The sequence below is a fragment of the Thalassobacillus devorans MSP14 genome, assembly GCF_000496835.1.
Lineage (GTDB): Bacteria > Bacillota > Bacilli > Bacillales > Halobacillaceae > Thalassobacillus > Thalassobacillus devorans_B.
In genome coordinates this window covers 54,718-77,958 of the sequence record NZ_KI543238.1, presented here as the reverse complement: position 1 = coordinate 77,958, position 23,241 = coordinate 54,718, and the positions used below count along the sequence as shown (strand labels likewise).

23 protein-coding genes are annotated in these 23,241 nt (G+C 39.4%); 2 read left to right on the top strand and 21 right to left on the bottom strand.

Annotated features, from left to right (window positions below):
• From P855_RS22575 to P855_RS0116505, 16 genes are all read right to left on the bottom strand, one after another.
• The coding region (locus P855_RS22575; protein WP_037986383.1) for a lysozyme family protein at positions 1-627 on the bottom strand (627 nt) is incomplete at its 3' end.
• Between the two features lie 2 nt (positions 628-629).
• Positions 630-2,552 carry a VirB4 family type IV secretion system protein gene (locus P855_RS0116575; protein ID WP_028784616.1) on the bottom strand — a complete coding sequence of 641 codons (1,923 nt, stop codon included), beginning with the start codon at positions 2,550-2,552 and terminating at the stop codon, positions 630-632.
• A gap of 3 nt (positions 2,553-2,555) precedes the next feature.
• Complete coding sequence (locus tag P855_RS0116570) at positions 2,556-3,215, bottom strand: hypothetical protein (protein ID WP_028784615.1); 660 nt, start codon at positions 3,213-3,215, stop codon at positions 2,556-2,558.
• Positions 3,212-3,448 (bottom strand): hypothetical protein, encoded by a 237-nt coding sequence (locus P855_RS0116565; protein ID WP_028784614.1) that lies wholly within the window; start codon positions 3,446-3,448, stop codon positions 3,212-3,214. The genes P855_RS0116570 and P855_RS0116565 overlap by 4 nt, the downstream gene beginning before the upstream one ends.
• The gene (locus P855_RS21210) at positions 3,432-3,755 is read right to left on the bottom strand and encodes a DUF5592 family protein (RefSeq protein ID WP_235062672.1); all 324 of its coding nucleotides are present in this window, start codon (positions 3,753-3,755) and stop codon (positions 3,432-3,434) included. Before P855_RS21210 ends, P855_RS0116565 begins: the two co-directional genes overlap by 17 nt.
• Before the next feature lie 26 nt (positions 3,756-3,781).
• Positions 3,782-5,614 carry a pLS20_p028 family conjugation system transmembrane protein gene (locus tag P855_RS0116555; RefSeq protein WP_028784613.1) on the bottom strand — a complete coding sequence of 611 codons (1,833 nt, stop codon included), beginning with the start codon at positions 5,612-5,614 and terminating at the stop codon, positions 3,782-3,784.
• 28 nt (positions 5,615-5,642) lie between these two features.
• Positions 5,643-8,132 (bottom strand): VirD4-like conjugal transfer protein, CD1115 family, encoded by a 2,490-nt coding sequence (locus tag P855_RS0116550; protein ID WP_051353287.1) that lies wholly within the window; start codon positions 8,130-8,132, stop codon positions 5,643-5,645.
• A 13-nt stretch (positions 8,133-8,145) separates the two neighbouring features.
• On the bottom strand, positions 8,146-9,255 hold the full coding sequence (locus P855_RS0116545; RefSeq protein ID WP_028784611.1) for a hypothetical protein: 1,110 nt from the start codon (positions 9,253-9,255) through the stop codon (positions 8,146-8,148).
• A 13-nt stretch (positions 9,256-9,268) separates the two neighbouring features.
• On the bottom strand, positions 9,269-9,532 hold the full coding sequence (locus P855_RS0116540; protein ID WP_028784610.1) for a hypothetical protein: 264 nt from the start codon (positions 9,530-9,532) through the stop codon (positions 9,269-9,271).
• A 12-nt stretch (positions 9,533-9,544) separates the two neighbouring features.
• Positions 9,545-9,739 (bottom strand): hypothetical protein, encoded by a 195-nt coding sequence (locus tag P855_RS0116535; protein WP_028784609.1) that lies wholly within the window; start codon positions 9,737-9,739, stop codon positions 9,545-9,547.
• A 65-nt stretch (positions 9,740-9,804) separates the two neighbouring features.
• Positions 9,805-10,242: a hypothetical protein gene (locus tag P855_RS0116530; protein ID WP_028784608.1), complete on the bottom strand. Its 438-nt coding sequence runs from the start codon at positions 10,240-10,242 to the stop codon at positions 9,805-9,807.
• A gap of 409 nt (positions 10,243-10,651) precedes the next feature.
• Entirely contained in the window at positions 10,652-10,888 is a 237-nt protein-coding gene (locus P855_RS0116525) for a hypothetical protein (RefSeq protein ID WP_028784607.1), read from the bottom strand.
• A 25-nt stretch (positions 10,889-10,913) separates the two neighbouring features.
• The gene (locus tag P855_RS0116520; RefSeq protein ID WP_028784606.1) at positions 10,914-11,933 is read right to left on the bottom strand and encodes a DnaD domain-containing protein; all 1,020 of its coding nucleotides are present in this window, start codon (positions 11,931-11,933) and stop codon (positions 10,914-10,916) included.
• Between the two features lie 31 nt (positions 11,934-11,964).
• Positions 11,965-12,456, bottom strand: a complete 492-nt coding sequence (locus P855_RS0116515; RefSeq protein ID WP_028784605.1) for a helix-turn-helix domain-containing protein — start codon at positions 12,454-12,456, stop codon at positions 11,965-11,967.
• Between the two features lie 90 nt (positions 12,457-12,546).
• A complete protein-coding gene (locus tag P855_RS0116510) occupies positions 12,547-12,870 on the bottom strand; it encodes a hypothetical protein (RefSeq protein WP_028784604.1) in 324 nt (107 codons plus the stop codon).
• Entirely contained in the window at positions 12,871-13,128 is a 258-nt protein-coding gene (locus P855_RS0116505) for a helix-turn-helix domain-containing protein (RefSeq protein ID WP_028784603.1), read from the bottom strand.
• 167 nt (positions 13,129-13,295) lie between these two features.
• On the opposite strand from P855_RS0116505, the gene P855_RS0116500 reads away from it, so the two are divergent.
• Positions 13,296-13,697 carry a helix-turn-helix domain-containing protein gene (locus P855_RS0116500; protein ID WP_028784602.1) on the top strand — a complete coding sequence of 134 codons (402 nt, stop codon included), beginning with the start codon at positions 13,296-13,298 and terminating at the stop codon, positions 13,695-13,697.
• 247 nt (positions 13,698-13,944) lie between these two features.
• On the opposite strand, the gene ltrA is transcribed toward P855_RS0116500, so the two are convergent.
• From ltrA to P855_RS0116470, 5 genes are all read right to left on the bottom strand, one after another.
• A complete protein-coding gene (gene ltrA, locus P855_RS0116495) occupies positions 13,945-15,759 on the bottom strand; it encodes a group II intron reverse transcriptase/maturase (RefSeq protein ID WP_028784601.1) in 1,815 nt (604 codons plus the stop codon).
• A gap of 1,284 nt (positions 15,760-17,043) precedes the next feature.
• The gene (locus tag P855_RS0116485) at positions 17,044-17,325 is read right to left on the bottom strand and encodes a glutaredoxin family protein (RefSeq protein WP_028784599.1); all 282 of its coding nucleotides are present in this window, start codon (positions 17,323-17,325) and stop codon (positions 17,044-17,046) included.
• Between the two features lie 52 nt (positions 17,326-17,377).
• Positions 17,378-19,834, bottom strand: a complete 2,457-nt coding sequence (locus P855_RS0116480) for a heavy metal translocating P-type ATPase (protein ID WP_028784598.1) — start codon at positions 19,832-19,834, stop codon at positions 17,378-17,380.
• Positions 19,835-19,861: 27 nt separating this feature from the next.
• Positions 19,862-20,317, bottom strand: a complete 456-nt coding sequence (locus P855_RS0116475; RefSeq protein WP_028784597.1) for a CopY/TcrY family copper transport repressor — start codon at positions 20,315-20,317, stop codon at positions 19,862-19,864.
• 783 nt (positions 20,318-21,100) lie between these two features.
• Positions 21,101-21,619 (bottom strand): hypothetical protein, encoded by a 519-nt coding sequence (locus tag P855_RS0116470; RefSeq protein WP_028784596.1) that lies wholly within the window; start codon positions 21,617-21,619, stop codon positions 21,101-21,103.
• Positions 21,620-22,073: 454 nt separating this feature from the next.
• Between P855_RS0116470 and spoIIP the strand changes: the two genes are divergently transcribed.
• Positions 22,074-23,237: a stage II sporulation protein P gene (spoIIP, locus tag P855_RS0116465; protein ID WP_051353286.1), complete on the top strand. Its 1,164-nt coding sequence runs from the start codon at positions 22,074-22,076 to the stop codon at positions 23,235-23,237.
• Positions 23,238-23,241 lie beyond the last annotated feature (4 nt).

Sequence of the window (23,241 nt, the reverse complement as noted above, 5' to 3'; positions counted from 1 at the left end):
AATATCTCCATAACACGCTCCAGTTTCTGCCGACTCAGGTCTAATGCATGAATACATGCCTGTATGCTTCAATTCCTGGTATTTCATTCTTGAGTATTCGATCGCTAACTCTTTGCTGTATTCTCCATTGTTGTGTTCGTTTGCGTAATCAATGAACCCTCCACCGAAGTTATAAGCTTGGAGTGTTAGCTTAATATCTCCTCCTGCTTTATCCAGCATCTCCGAGAAATATCGGATACCAACATTAATACTTCTTTCAGGATCCTCAATCGTGTTTGGTGGTAGACCAATAGATTCACTTGCTTGCATCACATCATCAAGACGTCCTCCAGATTCCTGCATCGTTTTGGCGAGGAGAAGCTCCACATACTTGGACACCCCATACTTTTCGGCATATTCTTCAAACAGAGGACGGTACTCTTCTAATGCAGCTGAAACTTGTGCTGTTCCATTTACTACATCAATGGACCTCACATTCTCACTGGAGGAAGACTTTTGATAACCAATTAGCCCTGTAATGACGGAAGCATACAAGAGCATTTGTAGAAGGAAAAGAGCTACCAGAATACCAACCAACCATAGCCATACTTTCCGAGGTACTAACCCCAGGAGAAGGGACCAAGGCATCCTTATGCACCTCCTCCAAACAAGGCTAACTCTTCGTCCGATACCTCCACCTTGAAGCGAATGTTTTCAACAGCACGGATGCTTAACATCGTCTCTCCTGTTTGTAGGTAAGGGATATCTTTTAATTCACTTTGGCTTAATTGCCCCATGAATATCTGCTGCATCATCTCTAAGTTGTTACTATCCTGCTGCATAATAATCTTGTATTGCGTCAGTTCAAAAAGCTTCTTAATCTCCTCTACCATACTTTGATCCGACCCCTCAGGAACAAAATCGCGAATTGTATGACTCGCGTAAAGGAGGGCGCCAAAATACTTTCTTGCCTCACGACTAAACTTTGTAAGGAAATCAAGAGCACTCTCGCTTTTCTTTTTTGTATTTATAATGTGATGAGCTTCATCTATCAATATGAGATATCTTACAGCGTCTTCAAAAGCTAATTCTCCTCGATCATAAGCATCAAACTGAGGAGAACCATTCGTTAGCATAGAGTCCCATAAGAGATTGAGCACATTAAACAATTGCGCCTGGAAAACCTCTGCCCTCATTTGAGACAGGCCCCTTAGTGTAAAAGTGACAACCTGTTGCTCATCGAAGTGTTCAATAGTTGATACTCCATTAAAAAGGTGCGCGTAGGTTTCTACAAGGTTCCGTATATTTAATTCAATGCTTTCCAGCCGTCGTTTCCTTTCCTGACTCAACTTCTCCCTTTGCTTCCCTTCTTTGATATTTTCATAGAGTTGTTCTTCAACAAAGGCAAGAAAATCTGTAAAGATAGGGTACTCATGGACAGTAAGTTCAGTTATGTTTGAGTCTGTATCGTCCTTCCATAAGCCAAGCTTTTCATAGAGCTTTCTTAATAGATTTTCATATTCTTTAAGTTCACTATCATTTGCTTCAGGTGCTAAGAATTTATAGAACGTCGTCAACTTCGATAAATGCTGAGTAAAGGACGTATATTCGTCCTCTGCCGTTCGATATACCTGTAAAGGATTGATAACCCCGTCTGACCCATCTAGAGCGATTTGCTTTCCTCCTAAAGCTTCCGTTAACTCAACAAACTCACCTGTGACATCAAACGTCCGAACCTTATATCCTTTAATCGCGTTATCCAGCATAATTTTCTTAAGCGTAGTGGATTTTCCTGCTCCCATCGCTCCGACCATGACTCCGTTATAACTCTTACGTTGCTGATCTCTATGAAAAAGATCAAAGACCACATTTCCTCCCGTGAGTGTTGTGCCATAGAACGTACCATAAGGATCGTTTAAGCTAGTAAAATGAAAAGGAAAGCCACCTGCTAACCCTAATGCGGGTATCGGATGACCTACCCTCTTGTTTCGATATGTGGATTGTTCCGTGTAATTCGTGAGTAGTGATTTCCATTCAAATTCCTGTTCGTTTAAAAAGATGGATCCTCGAAAATTCTCGTCCTGTAAAATCGATAAGACGACTTTCACTTTGTCTTCCAGCTCTTCTCTTGTTGGTGCACTTACATAATGCCTAAGATGAACACGTTTTATGATTTCTCCTTCTTCAGAGACCTGATTATATAGCTGCCGCAAATCATCGTAGTTATTTTGCGCTTCAATAATGCCTGCATTATCTTTTTCATTAATCATTCTGGAGCTCTGTTCAGCCATCCCTTTGTTTAAACCATCTCGGACCTTGTAACGATCGTCAGAGACAATATCCATTGTAGTAATCACATTCTCCATATTGAAGATAGGCTCTAACCAAAAGTCCGAAACATTTTTAGGGAAGGAATAGACATGAACACAAACTTCATAACCATCTCCTTTACGAATAAAGGATTCATGAAATTTAACCCCTCCTTGTGGTTGGATATGGGCCAGTAAGAAAGGGTTATATCCTTTTTCTTGGGTTTCTTCGGCATCACTTTTCTTTTTTAGAAATGAGAACATCCCTTATCCCTTCTTTTCTAGTTTAGAATTTTGATTGTATAGCTTATAGAGCAAATCAAGTTTCTTTTCATCGGTTAACTCAATGATTGGAGCGACTCGACCAAGATAGCGTCGACAATTGTTTCTGTACTCAGCAAGCTGTTTAAGACTAGTCGCGTAAATATATAAATAAAACTCTCTGTTCGTCCGGTGGGTCTCTAAAAAGTGCAGCTCCTCTCTTTTCCTAATTAAGAAGCGCTCATATAGAGGCGCTTTGTTTTGAGCAATCTTGTAATTAATTGCATCGAGCTGCTTTTTCATATTAACCGGAAAATTCATGGAGACTATCTTGATATCGGACGCATATGATTGAAAGAACTTGGCCATCTTCATGATGTCGTATTCAGTTTCTTGGGTAGATGGCGAATATATGTCCTTACTATGAAGTTGCATCACGTCCATATAGCCCCCATCTCCTTTTAATTGAAAGGATCCTTCCTCGGTCATGTCCTGAATGGGAAGAATCTCAGCTATGGATGGAATGGCTACCTCTCTTTTTTTCTTTTTAGCTTTCGACCTTTGCTGCTTCTTATATCTCTCAGTAGTTTTTCGTTCATCAAAAAGAGCCATTTTTTCGGAATTCTCTTCTTTGAAGAAAGGGTGGTCTTTTTTATTCTTCTTCATTTAAAGTCCTCCCTCATATGATTCTTATGGTTATCATGCTTTGTTTCCTTTCCTGCTACTTCTTGAATCAGGTCAAACAGTACGCCGACCGTTTCTTGCTCCCATCCAGACAACCACCGAATCTTCCGTGCTTCTATTTTTGTTAAGTCTCGTCCGAGCTGTTCTTCAAGAAGTACCTTTAACTGCGGGAAGGCATATTCTTCGTCATTAAACTCTTCATATTTGATTCTCATCCTTACCATCCTCCCCCTCTTTTTTATCGATAGCACAATAAGCAATTCGGTCCCTTGTGACAGCTAAGAACAAAGCTTTGGCCATACGCAGTTTGGGGTTCGTTTTGGGTCGGATCAACCAAGCAACCATCAATAAAATCCAAACGATCGCATAGTACCAAACGAATGAAGAATGAACGACATACCGGAATGTAAAGCCTATGCCGCCCAGGATGAGGACCACAAGTAAGTCTGTAAGGTAAAATAGACGGTTGATCTTCAACTCACTTCCAATTTCTGATGGAATCTTGTATTGCAATAAAAACACTCCTTCATAACAAAACGCGGACCAAGTTAAGACTCAGGCCCGCGTTTCTTAATTTTATTTATCCAGTTCTCCGTAGTGTTTCGTGATAAGTTATACGTCCGTTTTGCACTCTGAATCTTAGGATTATTATTGATTCGCTCACCCATGCGATCTTTCATATAATTCCCTATCGTTCGCTGCTCTGTTCTATTTTGATTTGGCATAGGAATATCATCTGTACTTTCTGGAGCTTTTACATCTGATATTTCTGTTTTGGTGCTTGCTGTTATTTGATCAGCCTTCTCTTTAGGTTTATTAGATAAAGGCTGCTCATAGTTGTCGTTCGAAGACGGGACGCCCAATCCTCCTGGGGAACCTTCTTGTAGAAAGGCCATAGAGGAGCCTTTCCCTGAAGAAGGCTGTGATAGCCCCTGATTTTCATGAGTAGAAGGACTATTTTTTTCCTCAGATCTTCTGATTTCCTTTCCTCCCAAAGAATCTTTTTGGCTCTTCTTATTGGATGTCATTGGACTTGGCTCTTGCTTTTGCGGGTTTCCTCGACTTCTGTTTCCTTCTTTTGAAGAGAAACTAGAGGATGGATCACTTTTTCCATTTGTCTGTGCTTTTCCTTCACCTTTTCGCCCATAGATACCAGCGACTGCTCCAGCTGTCCCGGCACCTGTATTCATCAATGCTGATGCACCACCACTTGTAATAGTTCCTGCAGCTTTCTTCACGGGAGGTCCAAGTGTTTTAGAAGCTAGGTAACCACCCATCGCAACATGCCAGGCGTTTTTCAATCCAGCATCAATTCCAAAGAGCTTTTGTACGATATTAGGACCATCAATGACGGCCAAACTTCCTGCAATCAAAGCAATCAAATACCCAAGTCCTTCAAGATTATTATTTATAAAGGTCGTGTAATACATATACACACGTAAACTTAAGAAAATCATGATAAGAGAAGCAAAAATGCTTCCAATATTCTTAATGATCGCTTTCAATCGCTGGCCCGTGGATATATCCGAATACGCCATAATTAGCGCCACGATATGATTAAAGCCAAGCTCAAAACAGAGCTTGGCTACTTTAATAGATATTAATATCATGGTAAAAGCCATAACAGAAAGGGTTACGATGGCAGTAAACCAATCCACATGCCACCGGTAATAATTTTCTGGAAGGAAATCAAACAGACCACTTTTTCCTAACTCAACAAGCCCTTCTTCTCCATTTGATTCTAATCCTACTTTGTTCATTAAAATTTCTTTCCCTTTAGATGTCAGTTGATCTCCATTTGCTTTTTCGAATTCCTTAGTTATCGTCTCATTAATAGAAATTTTATCAATGTTACTAGGAGCAACATGGTGCCGGCTTTCTACTTCTGGGTCTTCCCATCCATATTCATCATAAACAGAAATATCTGTAATATGGTCTTCCATTACTCGATCAGAGGTGGTAAAAGAATCTGTTTGTACCTTTGCTACGTCCATTGCATCTCCAGTAAAGTCATCCACTTTCCCCATTCCAAAAGATAACAGGGTAATTGTCACGATGGATATAAATATATTCATTGGAATGTCAGATCGATTTTTTTCTTTATTAAAGATCAATCGAAAGCCAATCATTCCCAATGATATGGCCAACAGAATATAGAGAATAGGCTGGATGGTTTCGAGAAAATTAGTCACGGGATCGCTTGAAAAGAAATCAGTTAAGGTTAAGATCTGATCAACCATTCCTTCCAAACCATCAACAATCATTTTTAAAAATAATATCGCTCCCCACCCTACAATCCTTAACCCCGATGTGAAGATATTGTTCGTTGATAAGACTTCGGAAAACCTCAACAATATCTCTAACAGCTCTTCATCGGACACTCCATCACCACCTTTATTATTTTATTTTTCATCCCTGATCCACTGTTGTCCCGTGTTCTTCAATTAAATTATCTATTTGTTTTCGAATGTGACTATACACTTGTCGGTTAATTTCTTGATGATCGCCTAAAAGCTTTAAGTTATAAAGAAAAGCTTCCATAGGTTCCTCATTCATTTCCTCCTCACTATGTTCTAAATGAGGAGCAATTTGCTGATGAATAAGTGAAAGTGTGCTATTATCAAAGAACTCTCCGACTTTTTCCTTCCTCCACCATTCCGTAGATTGTTCTGAATCACTGAATGGTCCATTTTGCGATTGATTTTCCATATCCTCTGGCGCCTCGTCTGTCTGTGCTTTATTAGAATAGCCAGTTTGGAAATCAATAACTAATTCTGCTGGATGAACATGGCGGTGTGGGGTAGAAATCTCTTCTTCCGTAATCGATCGCCCTGGACGAAATTCTGAACTAAGATACGTGTGAGCATATTTCATACTGTATTTTCCTGTATTATAAATAGGAAAGGCACGAATCTTTCTTCCTTTCTTATCACGACGTAATAGTACACGTCGCACTACCGTATCTCCTTCCTCCAATTCCTGCAGTTCATTGGCAGTTAGAAGATCTCTTCCTTCCGTACTTTCCGTTTTCGACTTATCCAGTGAAAAAGTAGATCCAGACCGTGTTTGAGTATTTAACGTTTTCTTTCCTAACTTGGAAGAAAAATAGGAAGCAGAATCATAGTCAGCACTCAATATATAAATTTCATTCCCACAGTTACCACGGATGGTGGCTTGCCCATCTTCTCCATACAAATCTTTTAATTGAGCATAGGATTGAACAACTAAGTGAAAGCGAATGTTTCTTCCCAAACATACCGTGATTTTATTTTCCATATCTGCTATCGCAGGCATATTTCCAAACTCATCTAACATAAAGACCACTTCTCGCAAGCATTTTTGTCCTTTGGCAATGGCTGCATTTTTTGATAATACATAATACAATTGGCTAACGAAAATAGACGGAATAGCATGAGTAGAAGTATCATAATCGGGTGTAACCATAAACACTGCAATAGGTTTATTGGAGTAAATAATCTCTTTTACTTCCATAGTGCCGCTAGCAGAAACATAAGAGAAGGAAACCTTGCCCATTTCCTTCTCTACTTTGTCAATCCGAATCGTGAAGCTATCCTTTTGAACTTCTTTATCTTTTGAAGTACCAGGAGCCGAGTCTTGAGAAATAACTAAATGATCTCCGGCTTTTAATGAGGTCTTAAAGTTAATGGTCCATGTCCCACTCTCTCCTGATTGATTGATTTCAGTGGATCCATCCGGGAATGAAATCGTCACTTTGGAAAAAGGATCACCTCGCCCCTTAATACTTTGACCGAAACCCACTCTTTTTAAATCTAAAGAGTTTTTTGCTGTCATTTTAGCTGTTTCACTCATTGTAAACTTAGTCAATCCATTCATAGCTGTCGTAAAAATGCTTGATCGAGTATTCCCTTTGGAAAAATTACTCGTTGCATATTGACCTTTTGCTACATGTGATGGGGGTAGTTCTTGGAAAAATTGATCCAATGCATTGTATTCTTGACCATCTTCATCCACCTCATTTCTAGTCCCTAACTCCGAGAGCATATTGGCGACCGTGTACATCGTAATTTTCTCTTCCATCCCTTCTGTAATGCTTTTCTCTGTAACCGCAAGGATCATCGCATTCACAAGTGATTTAGCTGAATCATCCCACATGGGTTCTTTAGCGTTTGGATTGTGGTAAAGCATATGAGTAATAGTTTCGCAAAGCGTTTGGGCTGTAGAATAATCCTCATCCTTATAAGATTGTTTAACCAACTCCAGCAAATTGAAGCTCATGCTTTGCATTGGATTCATTAAGTTTAAAACCTCAACCTCATACCCTCTTCTCTCCAGCGTCTCTCGGCTAGAAGCAAATAACTCCCCTTTAGGGTCATTGATGACTAAAGATGGCTGATGTTCAGCACGAGAGTAAGCATCTATGGTTGGAATAACATAGGTTTGGCCCTTACCACTTCTTGTCGTACCAATAATCAAATTATTGACAGGTGACGGATCAATAAAAGCTTTGTCCCCTTTTCTAGATAACACAGGGCCTCCTTTACCTTGATATGGTTGTTTTCGGTCAGGAATGGCCTTGTACTGTTGTTGAATTTCTTTTCTCGTTGCAAATCTCTGAGAACCCTTCTCGTCTGTACCTATTGGTTTAAAGTTACTTCTAAGTTTATAAATCATATGGGCTATGCCGACAAAACCGATTAAGGCAGCTATGCCATAGTAGAGTGGTTGTTCCTGAATATGAAAATCTGTTAAAAATGAAGCTTTAATTTCTATTGGTTTACTGAATTCTGGGAAAGTCTTTAAGGTTGACCACATGGCATATCCCAGATTCCATAGGAAAGTACTGACCAGCATCGTGGATATAAAAAAACAGATGCTTAATAGAATAAGCACCTGTTTTTTAGCAATGACTGATTTCAAATGAATCACCCTCTTATATATTGTTCTTTTGACTCTCCAGATCATCTTGTTGCTCTTTAAGCGAATCGATTTTAGATTGATTTTGATCTTCTGACTTTTTCTCTGTTTCTATTTGGCTATTTATTTTAGTCAACTGTTCCTCAATTTCTTGATACTCATTAATCTTTTTATTCAGTTCATCGTCTTTCGCTTCACTGGCCATCTTTTTTGCTTCTTCCAATTGATCGATCCTCAAGTAAGCAATCCCCTTTTGTTTATAGAGTTTAGGAGACATCGGCATATCTCGAATATCTACCGCCTGTTTGTATTCTCCATTATGAAAGGCTAATTTAAATTCACCTAAAGGACTCGGATGAGATTTTTGAAAGGAAGTCAATTCTTCCAGACCATGAACTTGCATAACTTGCTCAGCCAGAGAAGAAATGTTTTCCTTTCCTACATATTGAAAAGCTTGATCATACTTTTTAAGTTCTACCAGAAAATGAAGCAATGTTTGACGTTCCGATTCCGTTAATGTTTCCATTCCTTGTAACTGATCAACAGCTTGTTTCTGCTCACCTGTCCAATAACCTTCATAAGCCGTTTTTACATCCTCCATTCTTTCCAGCTCTTGTGTAGTGGCTCTTAGATCTTTGCCTTGATTGCTTAGAAGTATAAGTAGAGTGATGGATGTAACTACGGCTACCATTAACGTGGTGCTGATAACACTCACAAAAATTTTGCCACGCTTACCAAGTTGCTTCCAACTCGATTTTTGTAGTTCCTTCTCTTTCAAAACTTCTGTCATATCAATTTGATACGATGGTGGTGTATTAGAAGTTAATTGTTGAAGAAAGACATCCCTTTTTGTTTCTTCATTTTTATTTTCCATGGGTAACTGTAAAAGTTTTTGACAAACATGGTCATAAATATTTGATGTTCCTTCTGCTCCCACTTCATATGAGCCGTTGTACAGCTTGTCTCCCTCTTCATTAAATATCATAAAATCAAGCGTAATTGGCTTAGCATTTTTCTTTTTTAATTTAGTATCCAATTCTGCCGTTAGCAAGACAACTTCCTGGAAGGAATAAGGGTGAAAGCTCGAAATTTCACCATCCATTTTTGATGTGAATAATACCCTCATGGACCCTACCCCCTTAAAAAATCACCTGACTGTCAATGTATTCAGCGATAGCTGTAGCTCCCATTAGAATTACAAGCCCAACGGCACCACCAATAAACCATACAATAGAGCTTTGACGGCCTCTTACTCCACCCCAGATAAGATGGTAGGCCCCTATACCAAAAGCAATAGCTGCCGAAATAATCCCAAGCAATTGCATGGCTGTAAGAATGGAAGCACCTGTAGACTGTAAATTACTTATGGCAGATAGTGGAACAAAATTAGTTAGTTTCATCATTCATTCGCTCCTTTAAAAATTTTTATTTTCCTTCGCTTCACTTATCCCTTTGTAATGCAGCAAAGATTTCATAACTACATCTTGATTTTCCTGAATATACTCTTGGTGTTTGCTATGCAGCCAATCGTTATAAGATAGGTCCTGAATGGTTAATAGAGTCTGAACCAAGTCTTTAGATTGTTTTAGTTCACGATTCGTAGCACCCACGATAATCACCCCCTTCAAAGAAATTTGGCATAAAAAAAGAAGCGACCTAATAAAGATCACTTCTCTTATGATGTAGTCTCATCTATAAATTTTTCTATTGCTTTTTGTTTTTCATCTTCTGAAGAATAATCAACATCTCTTAAAGAAACATATTTTTCTAAGGTCCCATCTTCATAGTAACCTAATGTCTCAAACTGGATATCCTTAAGTCCTAAGTCGTCAGGTTTTAAATTATTATCCAACATCTCCTCCGACTTAGCATTTATTTCTTTTACACTAATTGATTTAATTTTCTCTTCTACTAGATTAATGTTATCTTTTCTCTCTTTTTCATCTTCCGTATTATTTAGCAATATAAAAGCTTGATTATTGTCTTCGGTGTATTTTTTTAGTTCATCAGGTGGTAAAGACTCGACTTGGCCAGTGGCTCCCTCAGCTCCGCAGCCTACGAGAATTAAGGCCAATAATAATCCAGCCAAACCACCAATCCAATGTCTTTTCATCAGATCATTCCCTTCTTAAGTGATTTGTATAACGATTCTAACACCTACTCGAACAAAAAACCACATTATGGAAAGGAATAAAATTATTTGATTGTTTATGGCTAGGTACAATCAACCCTATGCAACATTCGAATAACGTTTGCTGCAATGCACAACGTTTCTAGCATATACGTAGAACTTTATGCATCTAGGTCAAACTCCCCAGAGCTTCATTGGCAATGCCTCACCTCAAGAGTATAACCATTATTGATGCAATGCTTTTCCCAGTCACAAGATACGTTTCACGTGACACGCACCTAACGCTGATCGACTGCTAGGAAAATCCCGTGACTTTTCTTTTCCTAACATAGATATGTACTTTTCAATGTTCAATAAGTGCTGTTCAAGCACGTATTAAAATCGTTATATTTCACCTTACTGATTTCAGCTCACTCATAGGATTTTTCCGTTTTGCAATTGTTTTAAAATGTTTGTCTTTCACAGTTCGGATTCGATAATAGATTTTAGATAGCCTTTCAGCAGCACCATTTCTATCTATCGCCCAAAGACCATGAACATTGTACACTTTCCCTTCAAAAGTTTTTACGTTATCTGCTTGTGATGAAATATCATAGTAAGCCAAACGATGTTTGCCGGATGTCTTCATATTACCACCTCCCTTTTAAATAAGGTCATGGATCTCCTACGACTTTCAAATTCGTTTTGTTTAATAAGATTTCTTTAGCTGAGCTCTTCCCTTCCCGTATAGCTTGTAGGTCTCCTTCCGAAAGATCATATCTGTTATGAATAGCTTCTAGAATATTCTCCCTGGATCGTTTTAACTTAATTCCTAACTCAATTGCTAAGGCAGTATCCTCAATAGTTGGCTTTTTATTTTCATTTTGTTTTTGTTCGTTACGGTTTTTAAACCATTCAGGTATTACTTCCTGACTTGATGGTACTTTAGAAAACTGGCGTTTGTGGTGAATTCTATCTCTATGTTCAACCTCTTCAGCTTCAGCTTGTTCAATGGTTTTAATTCCTTTATTCAGCCAAGATTGAAGGATACTCTTCACATATCCCCATGAAATCTTATTTCGTTCCAAAGAACGTTTCATGGCTTCAATGGTTAATTCATCGCCAAGCTCCGCGCTCCATCCAGCTATTTCATTAGAAATATGAGGACGTAATACTCCGATATTGTTTTGATAAAATTGAACGGACTCACTATTCATGGCTTCAGAAGTAGTTGTATTAATAAATTCTTTTACATTCTTAAGTTCTTTAAGTTCTCGTTCATTCTTGTATGTGTCTTTTTGCTGTCTTTCTGATGTCGGGGAGCTGTCTTTTTGATGTTTATCTGCTGTTGTTTTGTTGTCGTATTCTTCACCATTCGATTGATAAAGTGCCCAGTTATCAACGGTTACGATGCTATATTTGTTGGTGGAATTAACCGTAATTACCCCATCTTCTTCTAATGTTCTTATATAATCACGGACGGTGGATTCAGTCATATTTAGCTCAGATGCAGCTTTTTTTCTACCAAATATGAATTGCCCAGGTTCTATTTCTACCTTTTGTCTCCCCACCCTTGATTCAGTATCTTTATGACTAGATTTAGTTAGACAGTATATAAAGACTTTCAACATCTTTTCATTTTCGAAAATTTCACTATGGAGAATTTTCCTGTGAAGCTTTACCCACCCCTGCATACTTTCACCTCTTTTCTTACCTAGCTATTTACTAAAAATGATAGCCCAATGTCTTTAAATCAGAATGATGTTTTCTCCACACCCTTAACCAGCTGATATTATATGTTTCACATAAGCTTGCTAAATAAAGCGTTGAGAAGTGAACCACACTAGCCATTGTCTCAGCAGATCTATGGATATCTTGCAATTCCATAGAGTGAACATAATCTATATCTTTCGTCCATGTCACTTGAGCAATGGTTTCAAGTGCTTCCAGTAACTCTTTCTCTAGTAACAACTGAAGAAAATATTTGTCGCTATTAGCCCTCGGGCTATCTAACTGTGTAATCCCCCATCCGATATATTCATTAACTGCTTCCAGTGCTAGCCAAGGACTATTATATTTCTCTATAAAATATTTGGTGGTTACAGGGGGAATCTTCCGTTCTCCCCTTTCTTGCTTTGAGATATACTCTCTAGATTGAAGCATGTCAATTGCCAGTTGTTGCTGTGTTTTATTAATTCCTTTTCTTGTTTTCTTCATGATATCTGCAGCCTTACTATTATAAATTGGACTCACCCCTTGGTTTGTACCAGTAGTTGTAATTAAATAATATATGATAGATTTATAGAGTTATATTACGCCAAAATTTCTTTCTGGAGCTGTTTGATCAGAGACCTCAACATGATCTCTGATCCAGTTTATTACTAGATCTTTAGGGTAAAGTGTCCGTCCTCCAACATGAACCTTTGGAAAGTCTTTTCGCCTTAAAATATGAGCGTCTAACGACTGTACACTTATATTAAAGACATATTTGGCTAATTTAGTGCGATCTAACAAGTATGGTAATTCTGTTTCTTTTTGCACATCTTCATGGGCTTTTTTTGCAATTTCATAAAAAATATCGTACACCTTGTTATTGAAATCAGCTTCAGGTTGTAATTTTGCTTCAAACAATTAAATCATTTCCTTTCTTTCGTTAGATTTTATTTTCTCGTTTTTTGTATGAGAACCTTGTACTTTATAACCAAACAAATAATGGACATTTTTTCCCAAAACTTCTGCCAAACAAATAGCTACTTTAAGAGTTGGTGTTGAATATCCATTTTCCCAATTAGCTACACTTTGTTTTCCCTTGTAACCCAAGTATTCAGAAAGCTCAGTTTGACTCATGTTAGCTTGAATTCTTGCCTCTTTTAAACGTTTATTCTTCACTATTTCACCTCCTTAGTATGAATAACTTGTACTTAAAGTATATGTACAAGATTCTTGTATGTCAACAGATAAAAACAAGAATCTTGTACTTTAGTTAAAAATATCTATAAATACTTAGAAAGATGGTACAATAATCTTGTACATGAAAAAGTGAAAGGATACTAAAAATGCTCTCACAAAGACTTAAATATTCTAGAAAAACCAAGGGACTCACTCAAAATGAATTAGCAAATAAGATTAAAACGACAAAGGGTACAATTAGTAACTACGAAAATGGTTATAGTACACCTTCAAATGAGATGCTTATTAGTCTTGCTAATGCATTAGATGTGAGTGTTGATTATTTATTAGGTAGGTCTGAGACTACAGTAAACGAAACTAAAGAAAATGAATACAATACTATCAATGAAATAAATAAGCTCATGGATAAGTATGGGATTGAAGATGCTGCATTTTTCGATTTAGAAAAATGGAAGGCTATGGGCCCAGAGCAAATCCGGGAATTGGAAAGTTACTTTCAATACTTACTAAGAAGATCCAAGGAACTCGAAAACAAGAACAAGGAATAAATCATGTCATAGTAGGTTGCATTTTATATATACACAAAAAAGCAGATAACTTATAAAAGTTACCTGCTTTTTGTTTGTTTAAGAATTTCTCTTACATATACCTCAATATTCTTTATTACAGATTAGTTAGCAATAGGTAAGCATTTGAGGTTATCTCCAGCTTTTCCCCTGCTCCACACCGAACGTGCTAGTTTCCCAGCATTCGGCGTTCCATCTAAAGGTATGTACTACATTATAAGTTCCTATGTTACTCTTCGAGACTGGATGCAACGATCCCTTCCCCCCCACATACCTTTCGGTATTGATTGATTTTGTCTAAGATCAATCGGTTCTGTGGTAACTTTTCAAGATAAACCCTTATCTTCTCTATATCTTTCATATGGATAAGTCGATGAATATCTTTATGAAGAATACGGAGATTTTGAAATTGATCTGAACCTCCTTGGTTCCTTGGCACGTAATGATGGCAGTGAACGTCTGACGCATGGAGATACTCGCCTGTAACTTCGCATTTTCCCATTTTCATACTATATCGACTAATACGATTGTCCAGATATTCGACACTTCGATTCGGTAGAGAAGACTTCATTAAGTGTCCAATTTCTTTCTGTATATCCGGGCGGAGACTTTTGTACATCTGCTCTCTGCCCTTCTTCGTGTAAAGCGAAAGCTTTGAACTGAAGTTCATAGCATTGTATGTTTTCACATTCCCGATCGGAAACAGATACGTACCATTGATATAGATCGTTTTCGTTCCTAAGCTGAAGGTTCTCTTATAAAAAGGCGGTGGCTGAAAAGGATGTTTTAGCGTTCCAACCGGTCGAAGACGGTTCACTAAAAATGGTTTGAGATCGTAAGCAAGACGTGAGAACACAAGACTTACATGAGTCGCTCGATTAAAGTAATGGTGAAGTCCTAAAACAAAACTATTGTAACGATGAATATTTTCAGCAGAAGGTGAACTTTTCATTCTTCGAATGAGCTTTTTCGCTTCCTGCTTAATTTTCTTTCTTTTTGAAGAAATGACCCCAGTATGGGCCACCCGTTTCTTACCCTTTTTATTCGCACGGATGGTGAACCCTAAGAACTCTGATTCTCGTTTTCTTAAGTTTACAATTTGAGATTTCTCTGGAGAGATGTCCAGCTTCAAACGCTCTTTGAGGTACATACGTACCGCATGATACCACCGTTGTGCTGTCTTTCCATCCCGGCATAGGATTTTAAAATCATCAGCATATCTGACCAGGTATCCTTGTTTCAAGTTCGTTTGTTTTCTCGCTCGCCTTCTGGCATCATCTGAACTGTAAGATTTCGCCAGAGGAAATACTTCCCACTGGTCCGCAACCCATTGATCTAAGTCGTTTAAAACCACATTTGAAAGAAGGGGAGATAAAATTCCACCTTGAGGCGAACCCTTCTCCGGCATTCCTTCTCCATCAATTTCCGACTTGATCATTTTAGAAATACAAGCTAGTACCTTACGGTCTTGAATACCGATATTCCAGAGTTGCTTCTTTAATAGACGATGGTTCACATTATCAAAGAAACTTTTAATATCTACATCAACGACGTAATGAAGTTGACCTTGATTAATCAAAGATTGTATCCTTGCCATAGCATGATGAGCAGACCGGAGAGGTCTGAAGCCGTAGCTATGTTTAAAGAATTGAGATTCTACAATCGGTTCGAGAACTTGTTTGAAGCATTGTTGGATCACTCGATCCAAGATACATGGAATCCCAAGGGGTCTCCATTTTCCGTTCTCTTTTTCAATCCATTCTCTTCGAACTTTCTTCGGACGATAGTTTTGAAGTTTACTTCGGACTTCATTTACCAGATCATTTTCTGAGAGCTCTTTCATGTCATCGATGGTCTTCCCATCGGTACCTGGTGTTTTAGAGCCTTTATTGGTTTTGATCATGCGAAAAGCGAGCAGGATGTTTTCTCTCGATATGATGGTTTCATATAGTTGAGAAAACGTATGTCCCTGACTCGCTTTTTCATGAAGATCCGTAAAGGTCTCCGTCATATTATAATAATCCCAGTTTCGCAGCGTTGACACTGTGGCATCCCTCCTTAGGAGTGATGTTCCCACGTTCCTACCCGATCGGTGCCATTCACGTTAGGAAAATAATCGTTTCATACTCTAGACTTGGGGCTGTTCCTCCACTTCCATTACAGAAGTCTCATCAGTCATTCCCCTACCCTCACAAGGACAAATGCTTTTCAGCATAACTTTATAGCAACCGTTTCGGGTGACAGCCTTTGATTCAACGTTCCTTGCTTTCCAAGTACCATACAACGTAGCTATCCATACTAGACGTAGATGCTTCCTTTAAGCCTGTGAGCTCGATACCGCCATCGTTCGGTATAGCGTCTTTCAGAGGGGGCAGTTTTACTCCACACCACTCACGTCATCGTAAGATGACACGTAAGTTTCCCTACGTTCAAATCTTTAGACCCTTACCTTCGGAAGTTCGTCAGTTCCTATCTCAAAGAACGATTCTCATCTTATCTAGTTTTTCAGCCGTGAGGCATATCCGTTGGCATACCTTAGATATGGCTTCAGCCTTCGTTCTGCCCAATCTACCTGTGCTTCACACCCTAAGACCTGCCAGTCTTAACGCATGCAGGAGTGTTGACGGGATGGTTTCGGGAAACATGGATCCTTCATTCCCATCCTTCGTTGTACAGTTAAGATTTAATCATATAAACCTCATGCCTTTCGCGCTGAAAAGCGCTTATAGCAGAACTTGTCGCGCGCCCCCTAATTGTGGAAGACTCGATTTCAAGATAATAGTGATCAGCCTGAGGTACAAAATAGCACCATCACTCCTAACGTTGAATAAGCCATTCATCCAGTGGGGAGGAGTGTTAGGAGACGGAATTTTTGTGATAGCAACATTGGAGCCACTATTCCAGGGTTTTTTCTTTTCCATTGATGGATCAATTTCCGAATGATAAACAAAGCTGCCTAATAAGGCGACAGCTTTGTTTAATTTTAACCCGACAAATTTATATAAAATTATGGCGTCCTTAACTCAGATGGCCAAATTTAGCCATAAACACTTTTTGTCTTTAAAAATTATGTTTATATGAGTATATAAAAAATTGAGATTTCAATATTAAATTTACATGCTTTAAAAAGATATCTTTGCCAACAGATAAGTTTACTCCTAAAAATACTGGTTCGGCCACGTTAATTCGAGCCAGTTGGGCAATCATGCACGCCGAATGTAATGATTCAGCGCAAATCACCTGGCAAACTTACTCCACATAATCTCTGGTAGCGACTATTGAAAATGACACAAAAACGCCCCCTCTGTCACCCAGAGGAGGCTATAGCTCATTTTTTATTTAACAGGCTTTTTATTTCATCTTTATTGTTTTCAAAACCTATGAAGTTTTTTACCAGTTTTTTATTGCCGAACAACCCTTTTTTATAAAAGGCAAACAAAGGCACAATCCTGTTGCCTGAAATCTGCTTCATCTCCTCTTCGAAACCCGGGTTTTCCCCGACATCTTTATGCTGATATAAAATACTCTCAGAAGCGAGATATTCTTTCGCTTCCTGACAATCTGAGCAAGTAGGTCGGGTATAAAGCTCAAGTTCCAAGTTGTTTTTCATTGCTTTTCACACTCCTTCTGCTACTTTGTCTATTTCCTTTTCACCTAATAACTTAAACAGTAGAAGGTTTGAATTTTTTCAAACGTAATGCGTTAAGCAGGACAGAGACGGAACTGAAACTCATCGCCGCCGCTGCAATCATCGGGTTCAGTAATGGCCCTCCGAACAAGTACAGGATTCCCATCGCAATCGGGATGCCTGACACGTTATAAGCGAATGCCCAGAAAAGATTTTGTCTGATGTTTTTGATTGTCGACTTACTCAGGTTGACGGCTGTTGGCACATCCATTAAGTCACTTCGCATCAGAACAATATCCGCAGATTCCATGGCAACATCGGTGCCGGAGCCAATGGCAATCCCGATATCCGCCTGGGCCAGTGCAGGTGCATCGTTAATACCGTCACCGACCATTGCTACTTTCTTTCCTTCTTCTTGCAGTTTCTTCACTTCGGCTGCTTTATCTTCCGGCAGCACCTCACTTAAAACACGGTCGATTCCTACTTGTTTAGCGATTGCGGCCGCTGTAAGTTTGTTGTCCCCAGTAATCATGGCAACTTCCACACCCATGTCATGGAGTTTTTCAATTGCTTCGACACTTGTATTTTTGATTGTGTCTGCTACTGCAATGATACCTGCCAACTGTCCATCAACCGCAACGAACATTGGTGTTTTCCCCTGATTGGCCAGTTGATCGGACTTCTCGGAAAAGTCATCCAAAGCGATTTGGTTATCAACCATTAACTTCCGGTTTCCTAATAGGACGTTACTGTCTTCGATGGTCACTTTGATACCATGTCCAGGAATAGCGCTAAAGTTTTCGACCTTTTTAAAAGGCAGGCTGTTTGCTTCTGCCCCCTGTACGATCGCTTCACCAAGCGGATGTTCCGACCCTTTTTCAGCCGATCCCGCCAGGGTCAATAACTCTTCTTCGGACATATCTTCCTTGGCCGGAATGACGTCCGTAACTTTCAGTTTGCCTTCTGTGATTGTACCCGTCTTATCGAATACAATGGTTTCGATTTCGTGGGTCGTCTCCAGCGCTCCACCACTTTTGATTAAAACACCGTTTTCCGCACCTTTACCGGTACCAACCATGATTGCAGTTGGAGTTGCTAAACCAAGCGCACAAGGACAGGCGATGACTAACACAGAAATAGCAATGGTAAACGCGAACAATCCAGTCTGGCCGCCAACGTACCACGCTAACCCCGAAACGATTGATATAACGATGACAATCGGTACGAAATAGCCAGAAATAATATCAGCCATTTTAGCAATCGGTGCTTTAGATCCCTGAGCTTCTTCCACTAATTTAATGATTTGTGATAAGGCTGTATCCTTGCCTACTTTGGTAGCTTTATACTGGATGGTTCCATTTTTATTGATGCTCGCTCCGATGACATTGTCGCCTGCAGCTTTCTCGACCGGCACACTTTCTCCAGTCAGCATCGACTCATCCACGGATGTCGTGCCTTCGACAACAATACCGTCGACCGGCATCTTTTCACCAGGTTTAACAATCAGGATATCGCCTTCTGTCACTTCATCTACGGAGATTTCCACTTCTTTTCCGTCTCGCACAACCATCGCGGTTTTTGGAGCCATGCCCATCAATTTTTTTATAGCTTCTGAAGTTTTTCCTTTCGATAGGGCTTCAAAATATTTCCCTAACGTAATCAATGTCAAAATGACAGCAGCTGATTCGTAATATAAATTCATCGTATAGCCTGGATCTCCCATGAACACGAAAATCGTAGCGATCAAACTATACAAGTAAGCCGCACTTGTTCCTAATGCAATCAAAGAATCCATATTCGGATGGCCTTTGAACAATGTCTTGAAGCCTACGGTGAAGAAGCTTTTCCCTAGAATCATCACCGGGGTGGTCAGAATCAACTGTGTGATGACAAAGTTGATTGGATTCACCTCGGGGTCCAGGAAGCCTGGCAATGGCAGTCCGATCATATGTCCCATCGAAATCAACAGTAATGGGATGGTAAATAATCCAGACAGCCAAAAGCGTCTCCACATGTCTTTGATATGCTTCTCTTTTTTCTCTCGGTCTTTATCCACAGAGCTTGTTGCATCAATCTCTTCATGCGCTTCATAGCCCGCACCAGCTACGGCATCTTTAATATCTTTTACAGATACGAAAGCTGGATCGTACTGGATGACCATTTTTTCCGTTGCCATATTTACGTTGGATTCGATGACGCCTTCGATCTTCCTCGTCGCTTTTTCTACCGATTGAACGCATGATGCACACGTCATCCCTTCGACGTTGAACGTCTTGGTTTCCGTATCTGTCAACGCTTTGTATCCAGCCTGTTCCACGGCTCCATATATTTCTTCCAGAGAAACCGTGCTTTCATCATAATCCACTTTCAACTTTTCGGTAGCAAGGTTGACGCTTGCTTCGTTCACACCTTGCAGCTTGCCGGTCGATTTTTCAACGGATTGTGCGCATGATGCACACGTCATTCCTTCTATATTCAAAGTCTTTTCCATACGGTCTTCACTCCTTTATTCCTGCTGTTAGCAATTCATGTTGTGGTTTTCTCTACATTTACATTGACCTGGCACACAATTACAGGCCACTTCGTCGACTGCCTCATCTTTCTTCTTTTCTAAAGCAGTTTCCAGCAGTTCGATATCTTTATAACTTAATGTAGCTTCTGCAATCATGTCGGCAATTGTTTTCCCTACAGCTTTGCTGCATATTTGATCGAAAAGACGATCCGTTACACTTTTCACACTATCTTCTTCACTAATGGCAGCTGAATAAATATATTTATTTCCCTTAGGCTCCGTATTCAGGATGCCTTTTTTCACGAGCCGTCCAATAAATGTCTTGGCAGTCGCCGGCTTCCAATCTTTTTTTTCCTGTAAAACATGAATGATATCTTTACTTGTAGCTTTTTCAAGCGTCCATACAACACGCATGACTTCCCATTCCGATTCCGTAATCTCTGTCTTTTCTTCTATGGCCATTGGAATACCTCCATTTTGTTTACAAATGTAATCGATTGACTTAAGTTTACAACTGTAATCGATTTTTGTCAATAGTATATGCTTTTTTTAATATTCAACCCGAGTTCTTGTCTGTTTCAATTAAAAAAGTGCCTGTCCTCGCTCGAGTAATGTGTGAACTCGTTGGAGGACAGGCACTTAGCCAGTATTATTACTTTGGTTCGTCTATAAAAAGCTGGCGCTCTTTTTCTTCACCTATTCCATTCTTTTATGGACATCATACTACCTCCCCCCCGTACGACCGATCTGTTAGAGTTAAGGCAGTATGTCCATTAGTTAGGGAGGTATGTCTTCGAGTTAGGGTGGTATATGAACGCGTTAAGTCAGTATATGATTAAAATAGGGCGGTAAAAGTTCCGCCGCTCCCCCATGCCAGTAACCGAGGGCAAAATAAAAAGCCCCTGACCGTTGCAGCATCAACAGTCAGAGACTTTTTAGAACTTAGTGATTCCGATTGGGCTCGAACCAACGACCTCCACCCTGTCAAAGTAGACAACTGAATAGAAATGATAGTGATGAACTGAGATAAAACCTTATTTTATCAGTTCTTACTCCAATAGAGTTAGATTAGAATAGGATTGATTGGTAGGTTTTTTAAACAAATTGGGCAACAATTTGGCGACAATATACCTTCCCGATTTAACACTAGCCCCACAAATTTTGTCATCTTAAATTAAATGATGTATATCTCCCTTTTAGTAATAAAGTAAGCTTGGGTACGTGGAAGTGAAAAATTTTTACTTGTTAAAAGTTAAACATGTTTTTAAATGTATGATAAGTCTCCTCCTGCTCTATTCGTGAACTCTCCGGAGCTGTATTTTTTGTTAATTTATCCATTAAGGCTATATAACGGTTGAGGATCATCATTTGCTGTAGAGCCATATGAACATGAATATTACGGACATTATCAGCTTTCATCCGTAATCCTGAATTGAAGTTTTTATTAGCCATCGTTTCGGCAGAAGCTGCAAGTTCTATAAGCATATCATCCTGACTGATTCCTATAGAGCTCTGATGACAGTTTATTTCAACAGGCTCCCATTTATGTAAATCATTAACTCCGATGTTTTCATTTTGAACCGGGTTCATAAGAGCAACCATCACTTTCACATGGTTTCGCATGACCATGTATTGTTCTGTCGCTACTTGCTTGACCTCTGTGTTTTGAATGTTACATATATACGACGCTAATTTATCCAATTCAGCTTTATGAACAGGCAGGTGTTCAGCCATTAAACTTAAGTCTATCATTTTAAGAATCATAACGATCATCCCTCCTTACCTTTATGTTTACTCCTTGAAAATAGAATAATGACTGAAAAAAGTTTTCACTGTTTGAATTAACTCATGTAACTTCTTAACAAAGGTTTTTCCAGGCATTGCCGGAACACAAATTTCGTCATTTTATGTTACTGCTGGGGATGTTCAATCTCGTGAATTTGACTTTCTGGCCAGCCCTCGGTTACAGATAAGGCTTTTGCCAAACCTTGTTGTGAATAAAAAGTAAACCTGTCCACCTCCATATAAGAAGTGGAGGCGTAACTACAATAACTTATTGACCACTATCATTTCTTCCATTGATCCTATACCTTCTATGCTCATGATCCTAAAAACTATTTTTTCTATGAATTCAGGAAAATCTCTCTACCATTTAGTAATGTCTTTTAATAGATTTGCATAAGCTAGACTATTAAAAGTTATGGTGGGAGATGAAAAAATGCTGCCCAAAATTCCTGGTAATTATGTCCGAGAGGGCGGGAGCGTATTAATATGGTTGTTTTTTTCAATGGTTTGCACAGGATTTCTTCTATCTATACTAGTCACAAACAACGGACTTAAAACGTACTTGTCCTCTACTATCGTCCAATCGGTTTCCGAAGCCCTTCCCAGTGAGTCATTTCTTTTTTTGATGGCCCAGGAAATCACTCCATTGAGGTCCCACTATCCAGATAAAATAGTTACTGAATTTGATGTACTGAAAACAGCAATGAATGTGGAGCTGGGGGATATCCGTACTTTGCTGGGAAGGGAAATCCCGGGTCTCGGAAACTATCATACAGAGATCGCGATTGCAGGGAAGGGGACAAATATCAGTAACCTGCCGATTGAATCACCTCCGCCAAGTGAGACAGAATTGAACAGTCGGGAAGTGAACCAGGAAGAATTGGACGCTGCCAAGGAAGACAAGGATAAGGAAGAAAGGGAAGCGCCGGCAATCGAAGACAAATCGGTTCTTATTTATCACTCCCATAGCTGGGAAGCATTCAACCCGTTGTTGCAGGGGGATGTAAACGGTGACGCAGCGAGCACGAATAATAATGCTAATGTGGTTGCTGTTGGCAGTAAGCTGAAACAGGAGCTGGAACTGAGAGGTGTTGGTGTCGAACATGATACCACGGATGTGACCAAAGGCTTAAAAGATAGAGGATGGAATTATAATCACTCCTATAAGTTCTCGCGTGAGCTTGTAAAGGAGACCATTTCCCAGGATGACCGTTTGACGTATCTGATTGATATTCATCGGGACTCTCAGCCGAAAAAGATAACAACAGAAACGATCAATGGTGTCGATTATGCCCGTCTCTTTTTTATCGTAGGAAAAGAAAATGAGAACTTTGAAAAAAACCTTGCAATAGCAACAGAAATCAATACCGAACTTGAACGGCATTACCCAGGAATCAGTCGCGGGGTATTTATTAAAACGAAGATGGAAGGCAACGGTGTTTACAACCAGGATTTAACTGAGCGGGCGATGTTACTGGAGTTTGGAGGAGTTGATAATAACCTCACCGAATTATATAATTCCATCGAAGCATTTGCTGAGGTATTTTCCGAGTACTATTATGGAGATGCGGAACCAGTCGATGCAAGGTCCAATTGATGAA

What these genes read in the sequence shown, in the direction of transcription:
- P855_RS0116575 (WP_028784616.1), bottom strand. Translation starts at nt 2,552, where the DNA reads ATGTTCTCATTTCTAAAAAAGAAAAGTGATGCCGAAGAAACCCAAGAA.
- P855_RS0116570 (WP_028784615.1), bottom strand. Translation starts at nt 3,215, where the DNA reads ATGAAGAAGAATAAAAAAGACCACCCTTTCTTCAAAGAAGAGAATTCC.
- P855_RS0116565 (WP_028784614.1), bottom strand. Translation starts at nt 3,448, where the DNA reads ATGAGAATCAAATATGAAGAGTTTAATGACGAAGAATATGCCTTCCCG.
- P855_RS0116545 (WP_028784611.1), bottom strand. Translation starts at nt 9,255, where the DNA reads ATGAGGGTATTATTCACATCAAAAATGGATGGTGAAATTTCGAGCTTT.
- P855_RS0116540 (WP_028784610.1), bottom strand. Translation starts at nt 9,532, where the DNA reads ATGATGAAACTAACTAATTTTGTTCCACTATCTGCCATAAGTAATTTA.
- P855_RS0116530 (WP_028784608.1), bottom strand. Translation starts at nt 10,242, where the DNA reads ATGAAAAGACATTGGATTGGTGGTTTGGCTGGATTATTATTGGCCTTA.
- P855_RS0116525 (WP_028784607.1), bottom strand. Translation starts at nt 10,888, where the DNA reads ATGAAGACATCCGGCAAACATCGTTTGGCTTACTATGATATTTCATCA.
- P855_RS0116520 (WP_028784606.1), bottom strand. Translation starts at nt 11,933, where the DNA reads ATGCAGGGGTGGGTAAAGCTTCACAGGAAAATTCTCCATAGTGAAATT.
- P855_RS0116515 (WP_028784605.1), bottom strand. Translation starts at nt 12,456, where the DNA reads ATGAAGAAAACAAGAAAAGGAATTAATAAAACACAGCAACAACTGGCA.
- P855_RS0116500 (WP_028784602.1), top strand. Translation starts at nt 13,296, where the DNA reads ATGCTCTCACAAAGACTTAAATATTCTAGAAAAACCAAGGGACTCACT.
- P855_RS0116485 (WP_028784599.1), bottom strand. Translation starts at nt 17,325, where the DNA reads ATGAAAAACAACTTGGAACTTGAGCTTTATACCCGACCTACTTGCTCA.
- P855_RS0116480 (WP_028784598.1), bottom strand. Translation starts at nt 19,834, where the DNA reads ATGGAAAAGACTTTGAATATAGAAGGAATGACGTGTGCATCATGCGCA.
- P855_RS0116475 (WP_028784597.1), bottom strand. Translation starts at nt 20,317, where the DNA reads ATGGCCATAGAAGAAAAGACAGAGATTACGGAATCGGAATGGGAAGTC.
- P855_RS0116470 (WP_028784596.1), bottom strand. Translation starts at nt 21,619, where the DNA reads ATGATTCTTAAAATGATAGACTTAAGTTTAATGGCTGAACACCTGCCT.
- spoIIP (WP_051353286.1), top strand. Translation starts at nt 22,074, where the DNA reads ATGCTGCCCAAAATTCCTGGTAATTATGTCCGAGAGGGCGGGAGCGTA.